Below are 19,104 nucleotides of genomic sequence, written 5' to 3'. Positions count from 1 at the left end.
ATCGCCCCTACTCAGTGCTCGAAGAGATGGCCGAGTGGCCGGAGGGCGCTCCGATCGACAACGAGCGGGTCGTCGGCATCGTTGGCAACCTGATCGCCCGGAGCGTCTGGAACCCGCCCATCCCATTGCTTACAGGAAGCCAACACTTTGGGTGGCAAACCAGCGGTGATGTAGGCGATCTCGCTGAGTTCGGATTCGGTGGCAGTCCCGACGGCTTCAAGGGTGCCGTACTCCTCGGCAAGATTGTTGATTCCCGCCGGACCGAGACCGTGAATCCCTGACAGCGCGCTCCACAGCCGATTCCACGTGTCAACCTCTGACTCGACCTGCGGGATCGTTTCGCTCAACCAATCTTTGACACCGTCAACGGAAGCCACTCGATACTGATCATTCTGTGACTGTACACCAAACTGCTCCATCGACGGAAAGTAGCCGACAGTTACTCTCCGATCAGATCGCATCGGACGCTCATTGCTGGGCTCGTACCCGCGCAGATACACGAAGAGGAGTTGTGTCGCAATCGGTTCCTCCGGGAGTTCAGGTGCAAGATCGCGCGCGAACTGACGGTCTATTGCAGTTGGCTCTCTAGAGATCGCCTGGAGCGGATGCTGGATGAGACCACGCACCCATCCTGGCGGCAGATCCAACGAAAGTAACGGGTCGAGTGCCTCGGAATACGCGATGGGAGCAGTCATACACTGGCTCTTGGCCGCAACAACGGTCGAGAGTATGAGTATGTACTGTTTGAGCTAAGCGACACAGGTCACCGACGTGGGATAGTTGACCGTCAATATGGTTGACAATCCACCAGCATCACGATCGCGTTCAGGATGGCAGTGGAACACAATTTGATGGGCCCTCAGCACGAACACTCACGACATGTCTGATAACTACCTCGTCGAACTCAAAGCCTCGGTGTTCCGTGAGACGCCGCTTACCGAGGACGAATTCGATGACGATCTCCGCATCGAGTTCCCCTCGGAGGATCACGCAGAAGCATGGGTGTCCGAGCGGAATCGCTCGCACTCAAAGATGGGAGACATAACTCTCCACACAGCGCACCCAAATGACAGCTCCACCGTGGATGCGTATGTGGTGTTCCAGCCCGTACAGAAGGTGTGGACGCCGGACTCGAACGGGTAAACATCCCCACCCTACCGCTCGGGCTGACGCCCTCGCGCTTGAGGGTGGGGCTTTTCAGCGTGGCCTCCAGCCTTCTTACCCCGGCACAACTGTACCGGGGCCTTCGACAATCAACGACCCGCTGTTTAAGGGTATGTCTACGGATACCCCTCCGTCGGAAGACTTGTGCGACCGACGGAGTTTCTTCGCGTACTTCACGGCGATGTTCTTGGCGGCGTTGTAGTCGGCGTGGACGCTGTATCCGCATTTCAGGCACTCGAACGAACCACCGTCGCGGTTGTCCTCGTGCGTGAATCCACAGTCGGTGTGCGAACACTGCTGACTCGTGTAGTTCGGCGGTATTTGCCGAACGCTGATGCCGTCCTCGACGGCCTTGTACGAGACGAACTCGTACAGTTTGCGGAACGCCCAGCGGTGTTGCCACGTCGCCCACGGGAGTCGTTCGCGGATGTCGGTCAACTCCTCGAACGCGATATGCGTACATCCGTTCTCGCGGGCTTCCGCGAGTATCGCATTCGACGCTTCGTGTAAAAGAATCGTGAAGCGCGTTTCCTCTTTCCGACCGACACGCTGCATGGCTTCGTGCGCCCAGCGCGTTCCCGTCTGTTGGAGCGACCCGCGTCGTTTTTCGTATTCGTTCTGCCAGTGAGTGAGTTCGCCGCCGCTGATGAACAGCCCTGTGGAAGTCACCGCGAGGTTGTTCACGCCCAAATCGACCCCGAGAACCGTTCCATCCTCGGCGGTCTCTTTGTCGGCTTCGCGTTCCTGCTCGGTGCGAAACCGGCGAAAACCCATGTGGAGGTAGTACGCGCCGTCGCGGGCGGTGAGCGTGCTTTCGGTCAACTCCCACCGCTCGTCGTTCAAGAACTGCCACTGGTAGCCGTCGTCGTCCTGTGGAAGCACGAGCGAACACCGAACGCGACCATCGACCGTCGCAAGCGAGACCGCGTTGTTCTCGAACAACGTCATGGTCCGCGTGTCGTAGGTGACGGTTGGAGCCGTAAAGCGTGGCTTCGACGTTTTCAGTCCCTTCGACCGACGTTCGTAGCACCCAGTGATGGCTTCGGCGGCTTGGTGCGTGGCGAGAATCGCGTGCTGACTGCCCAACTCCGTTTCCTCGCGGATAGTGTCGTAGGCCAGCGGTTGCACGTCGCTCTTGGATTTGGTGTTCGGCCACGCCATGTCCGCCGCCATCTGACAGCCGTCGCGGTAGGCGTCGATAGTCGCTTCGAGCAACGCGCGTTGCTCGTCGCTCACCGAGAGACGGGTGACGGCGGTGCGACGAACGTACTCCTCTGTCACATTCTTCAATGTATCTCGTGATGCTTAACTGCGTCGGTAATACCCAGCTATACGAACGCGCTCCTCCCCTCCCTACTCGCGCTCCCTTCGGTCGCGCTCCTTGAGGAAGGGGACTCCGCGCTACCGAGCAGTTGAATCACTCGTCGGTCATTATAGTGTAGTACTCGGTGACTGTTTCGTGAACGGGGCCAAGCTCTGCTGGCGGCTGGCCGAGTTGGCGGAGCGTCGCGTCTGCTACATCGGCCGTCTCCGAACGAATACGTACCTCCTCGACCGACTCCCCAGCTGTCCAGAACCCATCGAGACACTCACCGATCGGGCGATCGTCGCCTTTCTCGAACGGGACTGTTTCAGCCGCTGACTCGTCGGCAACACCACGCAATTCCTGGAGTCTGTCGAGCAGTGTATCACGCGAGCGGCCACGCCATCTGAAGATGAGAAACGGGTCCTCGTCGAATCGCTCGGCCAGAACGTAGAACACGGCAGCCAGATGCTTGCATGGGTTAGCCGTGTCCGGACAGCTACAGTTGGTCCCCATATCACTGTATGACTCCGGGAACAGCGAGACGTCACACGCCTCGAACACCTCCTCGATATCTGCGGGCATCTCTTCGGCCAGCAAGCGGGCGGCGAAGACGGCTCGGTCGGCCAGCGCCGATTCGATCTCCAACCACGTTTCTTCTTCAAGCGCGTCACCGCGTATCGTGACATCGTAGGGATTCGATCGGGAGCCCTGGACCGACGCCGAGACGAGACCGTTCTCGACGGTGAGATCCACGATCTGTCCTTTGCGTGCATAGCGCTTGCCGCGCGTGATCCGAGTGCTTTTGCTGTAGGATTCGACGACGTCGACGAACCGACGCGACCACCACTGTTCGCCGATGTCTCCCCGCTTGCTTTGGGCTTCGATCCCATCCACGACGTCTTTCGGCGTGCTTTTTTCATAGTAGCGCCAGCTCATGCCAAGGTCTCCTCCGAGAGCGTCACGAGGTCACGAAGTTCATCGGTCGAGAGTTCCGTAATCCATTCATCGCCCTCGGCGAGCACCTGATCGGCCAGCTCCCGCTTTTGCTCGATCGTCTGGTCGATAGCCTCCTCGACGGTCCCCTCGCAGATCAGTTTGTGGACCTGTACGTCGTCGGTCTGGCCGATGCGGTAGGTCCGATCGGTCGCCTGATCCTCGACGGCTGGATTCCACCACCGATCGTAGTGGATGACGTGCGTGGCAGCAGTGAGTGTCAGCCCAGTCCCACCAGCGCGGAGCGACAGCAAAAAGAACGCCGGACCCTCGGGCGATTGGAACCGCTCAACCATCTCGTCGCGCTTCCCTTTCGGCGTCCCGCCGTGAAGATAGAGGACGCGTTGTCCGAGATGGTCCTGGAGGTACTGGCGGAGCAGTTCGGCCATCGACGTGTACTGCGTGAAGATGAGCGCCCGGTCGTCGCTGGCGAGAATTTCGGTCGCCAGATCCTCGAGCCGCGCCAGTTTCCCCGACCGTCCCACGAGTTGGCTGCCGTCCTCGTGGTACTGGCGCGGATGATTACAAATCGCCTTGAGCGCGTTGATGAGCTGGAGTACTTTCCCCCGCCGTGCCATGTTGCTTGCTTGTTCGACTTCTCCGAGGAGTTCGTCAGTGGCAGCCTTGTACAGGGTCGCCTGCTCCTCTGTGAGATTACAGTACTCTTTGCTCTCGATTTTCGCGGGTAAGTCGTCGATGACTCGCTCGTCGGTCTTACTGCGGCGCAGAATGAACGGGCGGATCAGACGACGCAATGTGTCGGCTGTGTGCTCGTCGCCGTACCGTTCGATGGGACGGGCGAACGTCTCCCGAAACGCCGTCTCCGAACCCAACAAACCGGGATTACAAAACTCCATGATCGACCAGAGTTCGCTGAGCCGGTTTTGGACCGGCGTCCCAGTGAGGGCGAACCGATGGCGCGCCGACAAGGTACGAATCGCCTGCGTACGCTTGGCATCGGTGTTTTTGATTTTCTGTGCCTCGTCGAGCACGACGCGGTGGAACTGGGCGTCTCGAAGCTGCTCGACATCGTTTCGTACGACGCCGTACGTGGTCACGATCAGATCATGGTCGGTGAGTGCCGTGTCGAGTGTATCACCGGCCGCCCGATCGATGCCGTGGTGGACGTACACCTGGAGCTGTGGCGCGAAGTCGTTGGCTTCGTGCTTCCAGTTGCCCACGACCGAGAGCGGACAGACCACCAGCGTCGGTCCCGGCGACTGGCCGTCGGTTCGCTCCTCGACCAGCCGCGCGAGGACCTGAATGGTCTTGCCGAGTCCCATATCGTCGGCGAGACAGCCCCCGAAGCCGAATTCTTCGAGATAGCTCAGCCAGCCCAGTCCGCGCTTCTGATAGGGTCGCAGTTGACCATCGAATCTAGTCGGCGTCTCGGCGTCGTCGATCCACTCCTCGAAATCGGTGTCGAACAGGTCCCCGAGGGTGCCCTCGAACTGGCGGTCGACCACCGGGAGTCCAGGCTCGGCGTCGGTCAGCCCGGTGTCGGCCTGCAGTGCGTCCGCGATCGTCATCTCACCCTCGTCGGTCTCCTCGTACAGCTCCAAAGCGTTCTCAATGTCACCCTCCCGGAGTGAGACCCACTGACCACGCACGCGAACGAGTGGCATCTTGAGCGCAGCCAGCTCTTCGAGTTCGTCTTCTGACAGCCGTTCGCCACCGAGAACCACATCCCACCGGAACTCACAGAGCTGCTCGACGCCGATCCCCCCGACGGACGACTCGCTGGATGACGACTCCTCGGAACCAGCGGTGAGCTGTGCGCCAAGCCGCCGTTCGGGTTCGTTCCACCACGCTGGGAGGACGACGCCAAAGCCCGCCTGTTCGAGCACCTCGGCATGCTCCCGGAGGAACTCGTCGGCCTCGCTGGCAGTGAGTTCGAGCGTCGTCGGCGTTGCTTCGTCGAGTGCCGATTCGAGTGGGGGATAGAGGGACGCGGCCCGCCCCAGTTCTTCGAGTAGCGTCTCCTGTGGCCGATCGAGGTGGTGTTCCAACACCTCCCTCGTTGCTTCAGTCGACTCCCAGACGGTACTGGCCTCAACCAGAAGACTCGGGTCGTCAGCAGCCTGCAGTAACAGTTCCAGCTCCCAGCCGTCGGGACTGACAGCGGCGATATCGTCGGTGATAGCCTGTGTGTTCTCGACGTCGGCGTCAGGGTTGGAGTCGGATTCTGGTTCGGGTGCCCAGAGCCGGAGACAGAGTCGCACACCCTGCTCGCCGGTCGTTTCGAGCGGTCGTGTCCACTCGTCGAGTTGCTGACGCAGCTCTTCGAGGGCGTCGGGATCGGCGTCGATCGTCCCGTCCGGGCGGGAAAGTGCGGCAAGCCACTGCTCGTGGACATCGGCAGGTTCCTCAACAGCGTCGTCGGTCCCAGCCGACGTAAGCCGGTCCCTGACAGCAGTATCCACACAGACGTCAAGCAGGCGAACGAGGACGTCACGCGCAGACTGAACGTCGGCGTCGCCCCAGCTATTGGTCGCTTCGGCACGGTTGGCCACGTCGTCGGTGACGAGCGCTCGCGCGAGCGGGGGCATCGACTCCCGGAGCGACTGGAGTCGGCTGAAATCCTCCGCTGTCGAGGGGAGCGCACGCCACATTGCGACACCAGAGTCCTCGCGGAGGGCGAGATGGGGCAGTACGCGGCCACCACGGACGAGTTCACCAGCCAGCGACGCGACCGTCTGCCAGTATCGTACCGTGTCGCCCGGGACGATGCTAACCTCCTCGTTCACGATAGCATCGAGGACATTGCCGAGGACGCTGGCATCGCACTCCAGTGCAGGTACCGTCCACGGGGAGACGCGATCGACGGGCGCGTCCATCCCCTCGTCGCGCACCACATCCGGTGATGGTTCTGGTCCGAACCGACCCGACGGGAGCAGGAGCGTCTGACTGGTGTGCTCGACCGTCTCGGCTGCGACCGAGAGGTTCAGGTCTGAAAACGCGCTCTGGAGCGTTTCGATCGATGCTGCGAACGGATGATCCCGAGGACCCGGAACGTTCGGTGGTCGGCCGGGTTTCGGCGAGTGTTGTGGTGGTAACGTCGAGTCCTCGGCCCACAGAACGACTCGTCCTTGCTCATCGGGTGCAAGATGGCAGACAAGCATCTGTGTTCAGGAACTCACCTCTGTACGTTCATAAACTCCCCTCTGGGTGGAGAAAGAGGTGGACGATCTCTTCGATGCGTCCGCCGAGATTGGGTGATTTTATCCCGCACTCACTACCTTGGTTCGGTTCCCACACAACAATTTGAGCTGACATATTCACGCGCGTGCGCCATATTATCGAACATGGGCGAGCGCAATACAGGGTCAACTGTCGGGATTCCCTCGAACGGAGTGCCGTCAGACGAGGCCGTTCGTCAAGAACGTGAACGGTGGGATGAGGGAAAACGGTCAAAGAACGCGTCTACAAGATCGCACTCACGCTGTGCGAACCCACTCTCGTTTCCGTCGTTGCCGACCGAACCGAGTGGACACCTGAATCCGCTCGACGACACCTCCTCTGATTTGCCGAGATCGGTATCGTCGAGCCAGTCGGTGGGGGACAGCCCGCACAGTTTCAGCGTAATCACGCGTACTTTCGCTGAAAACGCACCAATGAAGCCAGACGAACCCATTCGAGTGAGGAGCTCACGACCCAACTCGAAACGCTGCTTGAGCGCGACCGCGCCTACCAGGACAAATACGACGTGTGAACGGTCGCTACTGGTCTTCTTCGGTAGCTCTTCATCGATATTTCGATGTTCGAAGCGCAAATAGTTGCCTAGCCAACAGCCCATTTACATGCAGAAATAATACAGCCGCCAAAGTATATATAACAGGCTACCACGTAGAGATCGGCAGAGTCGAACCCGATGACCGCCGACAACAGCCTGGAAAATCACGACGAAACCCCACCAGAGTTCGATGCCTGGGAGGACCCGGAGGCTCTGGTCACGGATCAACCGATCCGGGACCGAATGTTGGATGTCGTCTATCAACTTCGAGAGCCGACCCCGGTCGCAGCGATCGCTGATCGAGTCAACTGCGATACGGAAACTGCCCGCGATTATCTGGAATGGTTCGCTGAAGCTGGGATCGTGCGCGAGCATCCGGGCCGCCCAGTTCGATACGAATCGAATCGATCGTACCTGCGGTGGCGACGCATCGAGCGGATCCGAACGCAGTATACCGACGAGGAGATCGTCGCCGAACTCGAAGCAGTCCTCGGAGAACTCGAAGACTACCGAGAACAGTTCGAGGTGACAGACCCGGATGAGGTGTCCCTGCTGGAAACAGCCGATGCAAACGACGTCGAAGAGACGTGGAAAATCCTCTCTGAGTGGAAAACGGCCCAGAAGCGCGCAGAACTTCTCGATGCCGCCCGGCGTGACGAACCCCCCGTTGGCGGAACACCCGGTCGTATCGATGCCTGATGACGGTGATCGTGAGTCGAGCGAGGAGACAGCGCCGGTCGACTACGATACTCTCGACCGACTCGGCCATCGATTAGCGGGTAGTGAGCGATTCGAGGCTGTGGACTATTGCCCGGAGTATGCGCCGAACTCGATCGCCCTCAGGTTCGACCTCGGGTACTTTCCAGCAGGGATTGAACAGGTATCCCTCCAGGTTCGGTGGTACGAGAACGACGATTTCAGTTTTCAGTACATCGAGCACTGGAAGGACAGTCATCGCTGGGAATGTCGCTGGGACCGCCACCCGAACACCCACAACACGCGAGAGCACTTCCATCCGCCGCCGGATGCAGCGACCCCTGGAATCGACGAGTCCTACCCGGACGACTGGCGAGACGTCGTTGTAGCGGTGCTTCAGGAACTGGATGCTCATGTCAAGGAATTTTGGGAGTGAGTCCGTCTTTCGCAAACTCCACAACCCCTCACAAGCTGAAGCTAACATATTTGCGCGAGTGCGACATATTATCGGATATGAGCGAGCGCGATATGGAGTCAGCTGTCGGGATTCCTTCAGACGGAGTGCCGTCAGACGAGACTGTTCGCCAAGAACGCGAGCAGTGGGATGAGGGAAAGACGGTCAAAGAACGCGTCTACGAGACCGCACTCACGCTGCGCGAACCCACACCCGTTTCCGTCGTTGCCGACCGAACCGAGTGCACACCTGAATCCGCTCGACGACACCTCCTCTGGTTTGCCGAGATCGGTATCGTCGAGCCAGTCGGTGAGGGACAGCCCGCGCAATTTCAGCGTAATCGTGCGTACTTTCCCTGGAAACGCGCCAACGAAGCCAGACGCAGCCATTCGAGCGATGAACTCGCGACTCGGCTCGAAACGCTGCTTGAGCACGACCGCGCCTACCAGGACAAATACGACGTGTCCGATCCGACGCAGGTGAGCGCATTCGATATCGCCGACCCGGACGACCACGACGCAGTTGAAGCCATCTGGGCCGACGTGAACGACTGGCTGACCGTCCGAGAGGAGCAGCGCGTGCTCGAACACGCCCAGCGCCTCCAGCGCGAGCAGCAGTCAGCGCCGGCGTGACCCGGATCGTATGACCGACGCGAACGCGCCGATCGACGAGGCGATTCTCAAAGTCATCGCTCGAACGCTTCGCACTGTTGACATCCTCCACCGGCCTAAAGGCCGGGGAATCCCACACGGTGAGAATCCGGTCTCCCGGAGAGGTTTCAGCCCCACTCCGCGAGCGTCATCTGCGCGGGTTTCGCGCTCGGCTCGCGGCAGGCTGTGGCGCTGTCAAAGGCGCTCCCGTCCTGTGGCGAGTCATCGCCCGCCGATTTCCAAGGCAGGCTCTCTCCCCACGGGTCAACGCGACCAGCGACGTTCGCCGCTGCGTTCAAATCCGCTTGGTACTCCGATACCCAGCAGTCGGTGTTCGTACACCGGAACTCCGCTTGCTCGGACCGACGGCCGATGTGGCCGCACGCGTGGCACGTCTGCGAGGTGTACGCCGGAGTGACGAACTCGACGCGAATCCCGGCGATGCGGGCCTTGTCCGCGATGCGGCCTTGAAGCCGGGCAAACGCCCACGAGTGCAACCGCCGGTTCATGTACGCGCCGTAATCCAGTCGTTCGCGGATGTACGACAGGTCTTCGAGGGCGATGACCGGGTTCTCAAAGCTTCGGGCGTATTCGACGGCCTTGCGAGACGCTTTCTCCACGATGTCTGTGAGGGCGTTCTGGTAGTGCTCGAAGCGTTCGTCGGTACGCCACTCGGCGGCGTCACGCTTTTGGAATCGTTTGAGCGTGGTGTGCATCTCTTTGCGGAGGTGTCGCGCCCGGCCACCGTCAACGAACATCGGGCGAACCGGAGTACCATCGTCTCGGCAGGCACAGCCCGCCAAGAGCTTAGATTCGCCGATGTCGAAACCGACGTACGTGGGTTCGTCCGAATCGTTCGGTTCGGGAACCTCGTGTTCGACCGTGACGTGCAAAACCCACGAACTCCGCCGTTCTTGAACGCGGAACTCACCGACCGACGCATCGCCGTCAAGCAGGCCGAACCACAGTCCGCACTGTTCTGGGTTGATGTGCAACGGTATCCAGAACCCGTTGCCGCGCCCGGCCTGCGGGACGTACCAACAGAACTCGGCTTCGCGCTCGCGGGAGTGGTCGAGCCGAAACCCCCGATTCGTGAACCGAACGGGATGGTCGTCGGCGAGTTCGGACGCGCCGTAGGTGTCTCGAAGTGTCGGGACGTAGCTCTTGAGCGCGTCCTTCGCATACGAGGTGAGGGTGTACGGCGTCACCACGTCGTTGACTGTCGTTTGCGTGGTCGCCCCTGCGTCAAACGATTCGCGGAGCGCTCGCCGGTAGTTCGCCACCGTTCGCTGGAGCGCGCGCTCTTTGCCTGTGGTGGGCGAAACGAGCGTAGCTTCGAGCGTTGTGGTGGCTGTGGCGGCCATTCTCCGACAGTATCGGGTACGACCGCAATACACATAAGACTCATGAATAACACAATGTATGGGAAAAGAAGTCCGGTTCACACTCACGGACGAACAGCACGAACGACTCGCGGCGCTGAAAGACGAACGCGGCTACACATGGAAAGGATTGATGCTCGAGGGAGCGAAGCGGTTGGACTCCGGCGAAGAGTAACGCCGTCACACAGCGGTTGCGGAAGGCTACGCGCTCCTCCACGCCGTGAACGGCGTAGTATCCGCGCTTGGGGGTTTAGTTTATGACGGTTTCAATATCCACTATACAGAGATTCACAGCGACGACACCACTGACAACGGAAGCAACGTCTGGCAGTGTCGCTGGGACCGCCAATCGAGTACTCACAGCACTCGTGAGCACTTTCACCCGCCGCCTGATGCGGGCGAATCGACTGATAGCCAGTTTCCGGACAACTACCGGAGTGTTCTCTCAATGGTCCTCGCAGCAGTTCGAGCACGAATCGAGGAATGCTGGCAGGACTACGAAGAAACGAACTGAGAGTGCAGGCGTCGTGTCCCGATCGCCGAGATGATCGGTGGGCGTGTCAGTCGGCTATTCTCGGATATCTCATCACTCCAGGAGGTGGAGCAATTTTGGTCGTGGCTGCTCAAACGGCTTCATACGCCGAAGAGGATGTCACGTGTCTGCTAGTGAACCGATGTAGTCTCCGAGCGTTTCATAGACTGAGTCGAACCCGGGGAGGTCTGCAACCAAATCGGGGAGTGTATTCTGCCAGCCATCACGGATCTCGTCCCGTTTTTCTTTGGGAAGCCCGGATTGGAGATCGATGGCAAGACCGTCGTGTTCACACTTCCGTATGAATGTCGGGAGAATTACAGAATCGTCGACATCGGTCTCTGTAATCATCCGATAGAGGTCGTAGTAGTCACGAGCCTGTGTTCGCTGATAGAGCGCCCGCAACTTCTCTGCGAAGATCTCCTCACAACTGTACGCAGTCAGCCCAAATCCGGGGACATCCTCGTAGCTGTGGTGATGGTCTACCGAGGCGAATGCGACGTATTCGTCGATCATAACGTCAAGGCTCGTCGTGTTCTTGTGGCCGAGAACAGCGTTATACTGGATATCGATATCGACGTAGTGCGTCGGATACTCTGCTTTCTTCAGTTCGCGGTGTTTGATCACCGCAAAGTCGATGCCGGAGGCTCTGGTCGCGTCTTCCAGTGCGCCTTGTAACTCCTCTTTGTCCCCACGATACGCTCCCTCGACACCGAAATCAAGGTCTTCCGAATAACGCCACGTTTCCGGGAAATACAACTTGCTGAGTGCAGTTCCGCCCTTGAACAGCAGATTGTCGCCGTAGGGACTCGTGTAGATCGCCCACAGAATCCACGAATTGACGTAGTTCTTCTCTGCGTAGCCGAGTCGAACATCTAATTCTCTGGCCAGCCGTCGTAGTTGCGCGTCGGAAATCATGAGCGATCATCGGGGAAGAACGACTCAGGGGCAACGTTCAGGCGGAGCCGGTACTTGCTATCGCGGGTGCCCCTCGCTTCTCTCGTCGGATCGAGCAGTGGATACCCAGTCGTGAAGTTCTCGACGAGATCCCGGTACTCCGGAAGGTCGATATCCAACTGGTCGGCGAGGTAGACGATGCGTTTCGTTGCGGCACCGTTTCCAACCCGCCGCAGGTATGCAACGACTCGATTCCACGAACATCCCGTTTCGGCAGCGTTCTGCATCGCCGTCGCAAGCTCGTCGATGCCTCCACAGAACTCCGGATGGTCGGCACAATCGACCAGTGCCTTTTCGATGCTCGAAATGTTCACTTGGTTCGATCCGACTGCAGTCGGTTGATAGCCGAAGAACTTCTGTTTGGAGACCGACACTGGTCGATACGTGACCCCGTGGATGTCACGTTTCGAGGCGCGTTCTGTCGTCACGATGTACACCGTCCGAGACAGCTGCTCGGTCAGTCCGTGGTGGTTCATCGCGCTCCAGTAGCCGATGTACATCGGTTCCACGAGTGCGGAGGCGATCACGAACTCGTGTTCGGTGTGTACGGCATTCTCGCCTGCAGCAAGTGGTACGATGAGATATTTCCCGTGTGCGAGTCGCTCAAGCCACCCTTTCTCCGTGAGCGCGTATGCCATGTCCGTGGCCGGCTTCCGAGAGATGTCGAGGACATCCGTGATGTCGTTGATAGTGATGATCCGTCGATTCTTGCTTGCGAGTCGAGACAGTGCCTGTGACTCACGCGTCGAGAGGCTCTTTCTTTGAGTTGCTTCCTCGTTTATTGACCCCATAGCCGCTCACTGTACATAGACTCTAAATCCAGTCAGGAATAAAGGTATTCCTTGAGAACGGGGTTGGCGAAAGACGTCCTGATGGCCGCCTGGCATACAAAGACTCTAAATTGAGTCGGGAATTTTATATTTCGGGCTACGGGTGCGTCCAGAGATACAGTGAGGGAGACAAACTGGGTAAGTCGTGTCTGAGAGCATGTTGAGCTCGGTAAGAGGCGAAAGCAGATCACCCATCGGATTCGTTAGCAGGCTCGATACGATAGAGGTCGAACTGGCCGTTCGCGTAAGTGTTGCTGATCCTGGATGTATCATTGAGGTAGGAGAAATCGTCTTGCGAGAACTCGACGCCGCCGTACAGCTGCGTGCTCGACTGTCGATCGGCGGCCGTCACCGGGAGATAGAACGGCTCGTCGGACTGTGTGCGGAGCTGTTGGTCGGCGAAATGGTACGGGACGCGCGAGTACGCGCCGCTGCCGCGTCCGTTCTTCAGGGGTGCCTTGGGGACGGCGGATGCATTCGAGCCGGCGATACCGTCGCGATACCGGTAGATCGGCGAGCTGACACCGGCGAATCCGACATCGTTCGCGGCGTGGTCGAACGCGAACTCGTAGCCATCCATCTGGCCTTCCGGGACGTGTTCGGTCTCTTGGGTCACGTACGGCGAGCGAAACATCGTGAACGAGGAGACGACCAGCAGCGCAACGAAGCCGACGGCGAGCACGCTGCGGACGGGGATCGACGGGAGCCACGTCTCGGCGGCAGCGCGTGCCTCCCAGAGGAAGACGCCACCGAGGATCGTCACGAAGACGAGGACGAAGCCGAGATACCGGAAATACTGGAGCGGGTTGCCAGCGAGGACGTACAGCACGGTGAGGGCCATCGCGGGAACCAGCCCACAGACGAGCGAGAGCACGACCGAGTATCGGATGTTGCGGCGGTCCGCCAGTTTCGAGAGGAGGGGGACGAGGAGTGCGAGCACGGCGAACCCGCCGTAGAGGATTTCGACGGCGAACGTACGACGATAGATCGTGCGGACCGAAACCCCGAGTGCCTCCAGCGTGTTGCTGCGCGGGATGATCGGCCGTGCGGGGTTGTCGAGCAGTTCGGCGACGATCGCGCCGAACGAGTGTGTCGCAAGGAACGTCCGGAGCTCGCCAGCGGTGTCGACGCCGAACAGCGCCGGGCCGAGCTGGGAGACGCCGCGGCCGAACAGCGACTGCGTGCTGAGCCAGAGCCAGACGACCGCGAGGCCGACGCCGGCGAGCACGACGAACTGGACGAACAGGCGCGTGATCGCTTTCGGCCCCGTGACCGTCCGCGTCAGCGTCTGGGTGAAAAACTGTGTGACGAGGACGATCCCGAGCAGGGCTCCGAACACGAGACCGTGCTGAGGGTGGAGGACAACGAGAAAGGCGAGGGCGACCACGAGCAGCGTGCCGAAGGCGAGCCGTCGGGGGCGGCGTACGTACGCGAGCAGCACGAAGGTCACGGCGGGCACGAAGAGGATGGCTTCGCTGGTCGGAATCGGCTGGAGCACCGGGAGGTAGATCACGGCGATCGGGAGCAAGAGGAGGGACGAGAAGACGGCGATCGGGTCGACGGTCCGTCGGGCGACGATCAGGCGGACACAGAGGGGCACGAACAGGACGAACGCCGCGACGAAGAGCGGGACCGTAACTAAGAGGGACCACGTGAACGGCCGGGTGGTGAGGATTCCCAGCAGGGCCGCGAGGGTGTGCATCCCCGGATAGATTATCGTGGTGAGGTCGACGGTGCCACGAACGAGGCTCTTGGTGTATCCGAGATGGGTGAGTGCGTCCTCCGGACCGAAGAAATAGTAGCCGCGGAGCAGCGGCAACGCGGCGAACGCGACGATTGCGAGGCCGGCGAGCCACAGCGCCGCGACGCGGATCGATCGGCGGTTGCTGGCGAAGGCGAGGGCGACCGCGACACCGAGGGTGACGAAGAGGCCGATCCAGAACACGCCTGGCGTCGCTTGGTAGATCGAGAGCTCGTAGCCCGTCGCCGGCGTGAGGTGTGCGGCGAGGGCGGCGACGGCGAGCGCGATGGCACCCGCCGCAAGCGTGGCCTTCGCGAGTCGCCGGTGAGTGGTAGCGTTCATCCGAGTGGTCTTGTCGTGCCGTTGGTTGGTGGACTGCTGTATCCGATTTAAAGGATTGGGAATTTCGCGGGGTGATGTTCGCCGGAGGACTGCGATACTGACGGCAACCGCGAACCTCTCGAAAGCCCCGAGGCTCTGGACGAACCCGGACGACGTAAGCACCGCAGGAGCGAACGAAGTGAGCGACGAGGAGCGCAGCGAGTCCCGGGAGTCCAGAGCCTCGCCCCTTTCTGTCCACCCGATGTGGTTTTCCCGGCCTGCGGCGCTTGTCTGAACACCACCTCACGCGGAGTATCGGCTGCTCGGCTGGGTATCCGTTGTGCAGTGGCGGTTCGTGGCAACGAGGTAATTGTTCCGATTTCAGTATGGACAATAGTGCTGTCGGCTTGCTACGAATTGTTCACGAAACCAATACCTGCGAAGACCGCACTCCCTGTGGATACAGCCGTCTGCAAAGCGCGGTATGGAGGTAGGAAGCCGCCCCTCAGCGAGCGTGCCAGCGCAGATAGGCCGTGCCCGTTCACACGAGCGGCTCTGCCTGGTCCCGGAACGTGGTGTATTTGTCCGTCGCCCACTCTGCGACCGCCGGCTGGCCGGTTTCCAGGAGAGCGCGCGGCTCGCCGTCCTCGTCGACACCCAGCTGGATGGTGTCGTCGATGAGGCCGAGGTAATACGGGATCGGCCCCTCGTGGACGTAAACGTCGTACCGGTCGGTGGCGAGCATCGCCTCGGTGAGGGGTGCATACTCCGGGTTCTCGGTGAAGGTATCGGCGACGTCGCGGGTCACGACGACCTCGAAGGTCGCGCCCGCATCGACGACCCGCTCGTGGAGGGCTTCACAGGCATGCAGCCCGGTCAGCGGCAAGATCGCCCGTCCGTCCTCGAGCCGCCGCAACAGCTGGACGTGACGGTTGACCATCGCCCATGGATCACCAGCCGCCGGCACCACGAGCTCCGCCTCGGCGAGTGCGGCGAGGTCGATATCCAGTGTCTCGTCGGGCACCCACTGGAGAAGCGGGGCCAGCTCCTGGCGACGCTGGAGAGTCTTCTGAAGCTCACCCAGACCGGCCACCGCGCGCTCGCCCATCGCCGTGAGGACGAACCGACCGTCGGTGTACTCGATGACGCCGGCGGTTTCCAGGCGACGGAGGCCGCGATCGACCGTCGACCGGGAGACATCGAGAGCGGCGACCAGGTCGGGTTTGGTCCGCGGTTCCTCGACGAGGAGTTCGAGCAGGTCCAGCCGGTCGAACACGACCGCGAGGACATCGAGTGTCGTCGCGGTATCGGTCCGGGAGCCTCCGTTTGGGCTGGCGTCCGCGAGGTCGTCGGCGAGATCGTGGAGGCGGTCCGTCGCCACGGTACCGGTCGCGGTCGGTCGATACCCTGCCGGAGAGTCCGCGACTATATCGAGGCTTTCCAACTGCTCGACTGCCCGATCGATCGTCGTTCGAGAAACCCCGAGATCGTCGATCAGCCCGCCTTTCGTCCGTGGAGTGTCACGCAGATACGCGAGGAGATCGCTGCGATCGAGGAGCGATTCCATCACCTCCGGAACTGGTGTGCCTGTTTGTGACATGATTTGCTCTGTGAACGGGCTAGCCACGAAAAAGTAACTACCGGAAAAGCACACCCGATCGTGGTCGTGGATGAGTGCGTTGCTGGCCGAAAATTACTCACCGGGGTTTGCAGACCCTGAGAAGTTGTTCAGACGGTGAGGTAAAGGGTCGTCAGGTCGTTCGTGTTCATAGCAGGTCGTAGGACGGATGTTCAGCACCGAGTACGAATACGTTCACACCGGGACCACGATTCGCGTCGCCGTCCAGCCCAGTTTCCCGACGCATGAACCCCGGGTACAGTGGGAGGTCGACGACCAGCAAGGCGACGCCGGCTACATCCATCTCGACACGACTGAGCCGGTGGTCCGGCTTGAGGACGGCGAGACCATCGCGTTCGATGGGGCGGTGGTTGCCGCGTTCCCGATTGCCCGTCGTCTCGGGGAGCGGTTGCGTGCGGAGTGTGAACGACGGGGGCGGGTGGTCGCGACGGCCGACCGCATTGGGACAGATCCGACGGTGTTTCCAGCCGAAATCGCGCGGTTCGAGCGGGTCGGCTGGGAGGCCCCTCGGCACGTAATGTGGTATCTCCGACGGAGAGAGAGAGAGACTCCTACCCGCGCGCGTACCAGATCGAGTGTGGCGAGCTCGTCTTTCGTGCCCAGGAGTGGACGGACGGCTCTCGCGACAAGCGTTGGTCGATCGGTACGGGTTGGACGTGGAGTCGTGATCGAGTATATAGAATTTCAGTGATCGGACGCGGCTCGGCTTGGCAACTCTCTCCTACGCTCGCTGACTGGTCAGCGAGCAGTAGGTAGTGAGATCGAACGGCGGTTCCGAGTGCAGTCCTGATGTTTTCGTCCTGTGCTCGGCGTCACTCGTCTTCCACCGTGGTTCGAACAAGCCTTCGCGGCCTTTGAACCAGTCTTCACCGACAGTCGCAACGCTGATTCATTCAAACACCTCGCAAGCACGCTGATCCTCGGTGAAGCACAGTCGACCGTTAGTGAACTCTCCCGAGGGATTTCGCGTCCCGCCGGGAGCGCGAAATCCCGCAGAGCCTACGATTACTTCTTCAGCGGTGCTGACTGGTCATCTGCCGATCTCGCCCAATACCATGCCGAGTACGTCTTCGATCAGCTTCAGATCGGTGCTGGTGACGACGTACTCCTCCACATCGACGACACGTTCGTTCCGAAAACCGGCGACGCCACTGATGGCGTCGCCCGGTTGTACAATCCCGTCGCTGGAGAGACGGAGCTGGGCAACAAGGTCGTCACTTCCAGCCTCCAAGTTGGGGACGTCTACGTTCCCTACCGTGCGCGGATGTACGTTCCAGAGGATCTCGCGCCGGATTTCGACGAGCCGTTCAAGAAAAAGACCGAGATCGCGGTCGAGGAGATCGTGACGCCGCTCCAGCTGCCGGCTGGAGCGGCTCTCACCGTCGTTTTCGACTCCGCGTACTACGGCGACGAGAGAGTTATTGCAATTCAAAATCAAGGTCATGACGTCGTCTGTCGGCTGAAATCCGACAAACACGTCTCTCCACGGGGTGTCGTCTGGACCCAACGCGTCGACGCCTTCGCGTCGACGCTGGAGTACGAATCGACGACGATCACCGTTCGTGGGAAGGAGAAAACCTACGACGTCGCGAGCGAGATCGTCGAAATCGAAGGCGTTGGTCCGGTGAAGATCGTTGTGAGCGAGACGGACGACACGACTCGGCACTACTTGAGTACGGATCTCGGCCGATCAGCGGCCGAGATCCTCGAATTCGTCGAACACAGGTGGAACATTGAGACGGTTCACGAGGAATCGAACGCGAAGTTCGGCTTCAAGCAGTACCAGTTGGAGGGAAAACAGGCAATAGAGCGCTACATCCAGCTGGTGTTTCTCGCTTGGACGCTGGTGACGTTCTCAGAGCGGGCGAACGTGGGGTTTTGGGAAGAACGAGGCGGACTGAGCGTCCGCCTCGATCACGCCAAGGAAGCGTATCTCGTGGAAACGATGCTCGAAATCACCGAGGAGGTTGCCCCGTCGCTCCCGCGAGCGGAGCGACGGGAGCAGCTGCATGAACTGGTGCGTGAGTTCTCGTGGTCTTCTCTCGCGAATTCTTTTGTTGCAGTTGCTAATAAATATACTCCATCAAATAGACTGTGTGGTTTCTATGCTGACTTGATTCGAAAGAGTCTCTTTAATAAAATGAACACAGCATCTCTGGCCAGATTAGATCCAGTTCACTGATTCAGACGATCTTGCCAAGCCGAGGACGCGGAATGGGTTGTCAGCCCTCCAGCCTGTTCTCACAGTTGTGTTGATGGGGCCAGCCATGTTCTGTATCCAAACGAGTCGTTAAATGCCGTTTGACTTTCCAAAAGATACTTATATGGTTACTCAGGTGGTGGTGAGTTCAACGATAGGTGAGAGAAAGTACTCCCCTGTGTTGTCACGAGGTATGGTGGAACGTGTTGCTGCGGACGACGGCCATCACCACCCCGGCGGCAACGAACCAGCCGAGACTTCTGACCAGGGATCGTCCCAGGAAGGGGTCGGGTTGGCCACCACTGAAGCGTACTGTCGACGGTGTGAATGTCCTAGGGAAGTCGTCAAAACGGTGCCGTGGCAAGACGACCTCTGTCGACAGTGTGGGGCCACGATCGAGCCATGAACGCGACCGGCCTCAATTATGTTCGCTCTTGTGTAGCGTAGCGGAACCGAGTCACGGAGATTACGGCATCCCGCCGACAGCAGTCGTACATGACCAATGA

Annotated in this window: 17 protein-coding genes; 6 read left to right on the top strand and 11 right to left on the bottom strand. The window is 60.1% G+C overall.

Annotated elements, in window-relative coordinates:
- Window positions 1-11: 11 nt before the first annotated feature.
- Entirely contained in the window at window positions 12-695 is a 684-nt protein-coding gene (locus PHA81_RS07940) for a hypothetical protein (RefSeq protein WP_273836264.1), read from the bottom strand.
- Window positions 696-879: 184 nt separating this feature from the next.
- Here PHA81_RS07940 and PHA81_RS07935 point away from each other — a divergent pair, with 184 nt between their 5' ends.
- Entirely contained in the window at window positions 880-1,143 is a 264-nt protein-coding gene (locus tag PHA81_RS07935; RefSeq protein WP_273836262.1) for a hypothetical protein, read from the top strand.
- A gap of 75 nt (window positions 1,144-1,218) precedes the next feature.
- Here PHA81_RS07935 and PHA81_RS07930 read toward each other — a convergent pair whose 3' ends face one another.
- From PHA81_RS07930 to PHA81_RS07915, 4 genes are all read right to left on the bottom strand, one after another.
- Window positions 1,219-2,445: a transposase gene (locus PHA81_RS07930; RefSeq protein ID WP_273836260.1), complete on the bottom strand. Its 1,227-nt coding sequence runs from the start codon at window positions 2,443-2,445 to the stop codon at window positions 1,219-1,221.
- Window positions 2,446-2,581: 136 nt separating this feature from the next.
- Window positions 2,582-3,406 carry an SWIM zinc finger family protein gene (locus PHA81_RS07925; RefSeq protein WP_273836257.1) on the bottom strand — a complete coding sequence of 275 codons (825 nt, stop codon included), beginning with the start codon at window positions 3,404-3,406 and terminating at the stop codon, window positions 2,582-2,584.
- Entirely contained in the window at window positions 3,403-6,585 is a 3,183-nt protein-coding gene (locus PHA81_RS07920) for a DEAD/DEAH box helicase (protein ID WP_273836254.1), read from the bottom strand. Before PHA81_RS07920 ends, PHA81_RS07925 begins: the two co-directional genes overlap by 4 nt.
- Before the next feature lie 254 nt (window positions 6,586-6,839).
- Window positions 6,840-7,259: a hypothetical protein gene (locus tag PHA81_RS07915; RefSeq protein ID WP_273836251.1), complete on the bottom strand. Its 420-nt coding sequence runs from the start codon at window positions 7,257-7,259 to the stop codon at window positions 6,840-6,842.
- 75 nt (window positions 7,260-7,334) lie between these two features.
- On the opposite strand from PHA81_RS07915, the gene PHA81_RS07910 reads away from it, so the two are divergent.
- From PHA81_RS07910 to PHA81_RS07900, 3 genes are all read left to right on the top strand, one after another.
- Window positions 7,335-7,895 carry a hypothetical protein gene (locus PHA81_RS07910; protein WP_273836248.1) on the top strand — a complete coding sequence of 187 codons (561 nt, stop codon included), beginning with the start codon at window positions 7,335-7,337 and terminating at the stop codon, window positions 7,893-7,895.
- Window positions 7,888-8,328, top strand: coding sequence for a hypothetical protein (locus PHA81_RS07905; RefSeq protein ID WP_273836246.1), 441 nt, complete (start codon window positions 7,888-7,890; stop codon window positions 8,326-8,328). The genes PHA81_RS07910 and PHA81_RS07905 overlap by 8 nt, the downstream gene beginning before the upstream one ends.
- A 77-nt stretch (window positions 8,329-8,405) precedes the next feature.
- On the top strand, window positions 8,406-8,978 hold the full coding sequence (locus tag PHA81_RS07900; RefSeq protein ID WP_273836245.1) for an ArsR family transcriptional regulator: 573 nt from the start codon (window positions 8,406-8,408) through the stop codon (window positions 8,976-8,978).
- Window positions 8,979-9,124: 146 nt separating this feature from the next.
- On the opposite strand, the gene PHA81_RS07895 is transcribed toward PHA81_RS07900, so the two are convergent.
- On the bottom strand, window positions 9,125-10,360 hold the full coding sequence (locus PHA81_RS07895) for a transposase (protein ID WP_273836243.1): 1,236 nt from the start codon (window positions 10,358-10,360) through the stop codon (window positions 9,125-9,127).
- A gap of 58 nt (window positions 10,361-10,418) precedes the next feature.
- Between PHA81_RS07895 and PHA81_RS07890 the strand changes: the two genes are divergently transcribed.
- On the top strand, window positions 10,419-10,553 hold the full coding sequence (locus tag PHA81_RS07890) for a hypothetical protein (protein WP_273836241.1): 135 nt from the start codon (window positions 10,419-10,421) through the stop codon (window positions 10,551-10,553).
- A gap of 477 nt (window positions 10,554-11,030) precedes the next feature.
- Here the strand turns inward: PHA81_RS07890 and PHA81_RS07885 are convergent, their stop codons facing one another.
- The 5 genes from PHA81_RS07885 to PHA81_RS07865 form a co-directional block, all read right to left on the bottom strand.
- The gene (locus PHA81_RS07885; protein ID WP_273836239.1) at window positions 11,031-11,828 is read right to left on the bottom strand and encodes a nucleotidyl transferase AbiEii/AbiGii toxin family protein; all 798 of its coding nucleotides are present in this window, start codon (window positions 11,826-11,828) and stop codon (window positions 11,031-11,033) included.
- On the bottom strand, window positions 11,825-12,658 hold the full coding sequence (locus PHA81_RS07880) for a type IV toxin-antitoxin system AbiEi family antitoxin (RefSeq protein ID WP_273836237.1): 834 nt from the start codon (window positions 12,656-12,658) through the stop codon (window positions 11,825-11,827). Before PHA81_RS07880 ends, PHA81_RS07885 begins: the two co-directional genes overlap by 4 nt.
- 226 nt (window positions 12,659-12,884) lie before the next feature.
- Window positions 12,885-14,780 carry a hypothetical protein gene (locus PHA81_RS07875; protein WP_273836235.1) on the bottom strand — a complete coding sequence of 632 codons (1,896 nt, stop codon included), beginning with the start codon at window positions 14,778-14,780 and terminating at the stop codon, window positions 12,885-12,887.
- Window positions 14,781-15,300: 520 nt separating this feature from the next.
- On the bottom strand, window positions 15,301-16,359 hold the full coding sequence (locus PHA81_RS07870) for an ArsR family transcriptional regulator (protein ID WP_273836232.1): 1,059 nt from the start codon (window positions 16,357-16,359) through the stop codon (window positions 15,301-15,303).
- Between the two features lie 166 nt (window positions 16,360-16,525).
- A complete protein-coding gene (locus tag PHA81_RS07865) occupies window positions 16,526-16,912 on the bottom strand; it encodes a hypothetical protein (RefSeq protein ID WP_273836230.1) in 387 nt (128 codons plus the stop codon).
- A 288-nt stretch (window positions 16,913-17,200) separates the two neighbouring features.
- Here PHA81_RS07865 and PHA81_RS07860 point away from each other — a divergent pair, with 288 nt between their 5' ends.
- A complete protein-coding gene (locus PHA81_RS07860; RefSeq protein ID WP_273836228.1) occupies window positions 17,201-18,580 on the top strand; it encodes a transposase in 1,380 nt (459 codons plus the stop codon).
- The last annotated feature ends 524 nt before the right edge of the window (window positions 18,581-19,104 follow it).

The sequence above is a fragment of the Halococcus sp. PRR34 genome (assembly GCF_028617175.1).
GTDB lineage: Archaea > Halobacteriota > Halobacteria > Halobacteriales > Halococcaceae > Halococcus > Halococcus salifodinae.
Note: the sequence above shows the minus strand (reverse complement) of the source record. Positions and strands in the feature narration are given on the sequence as shown.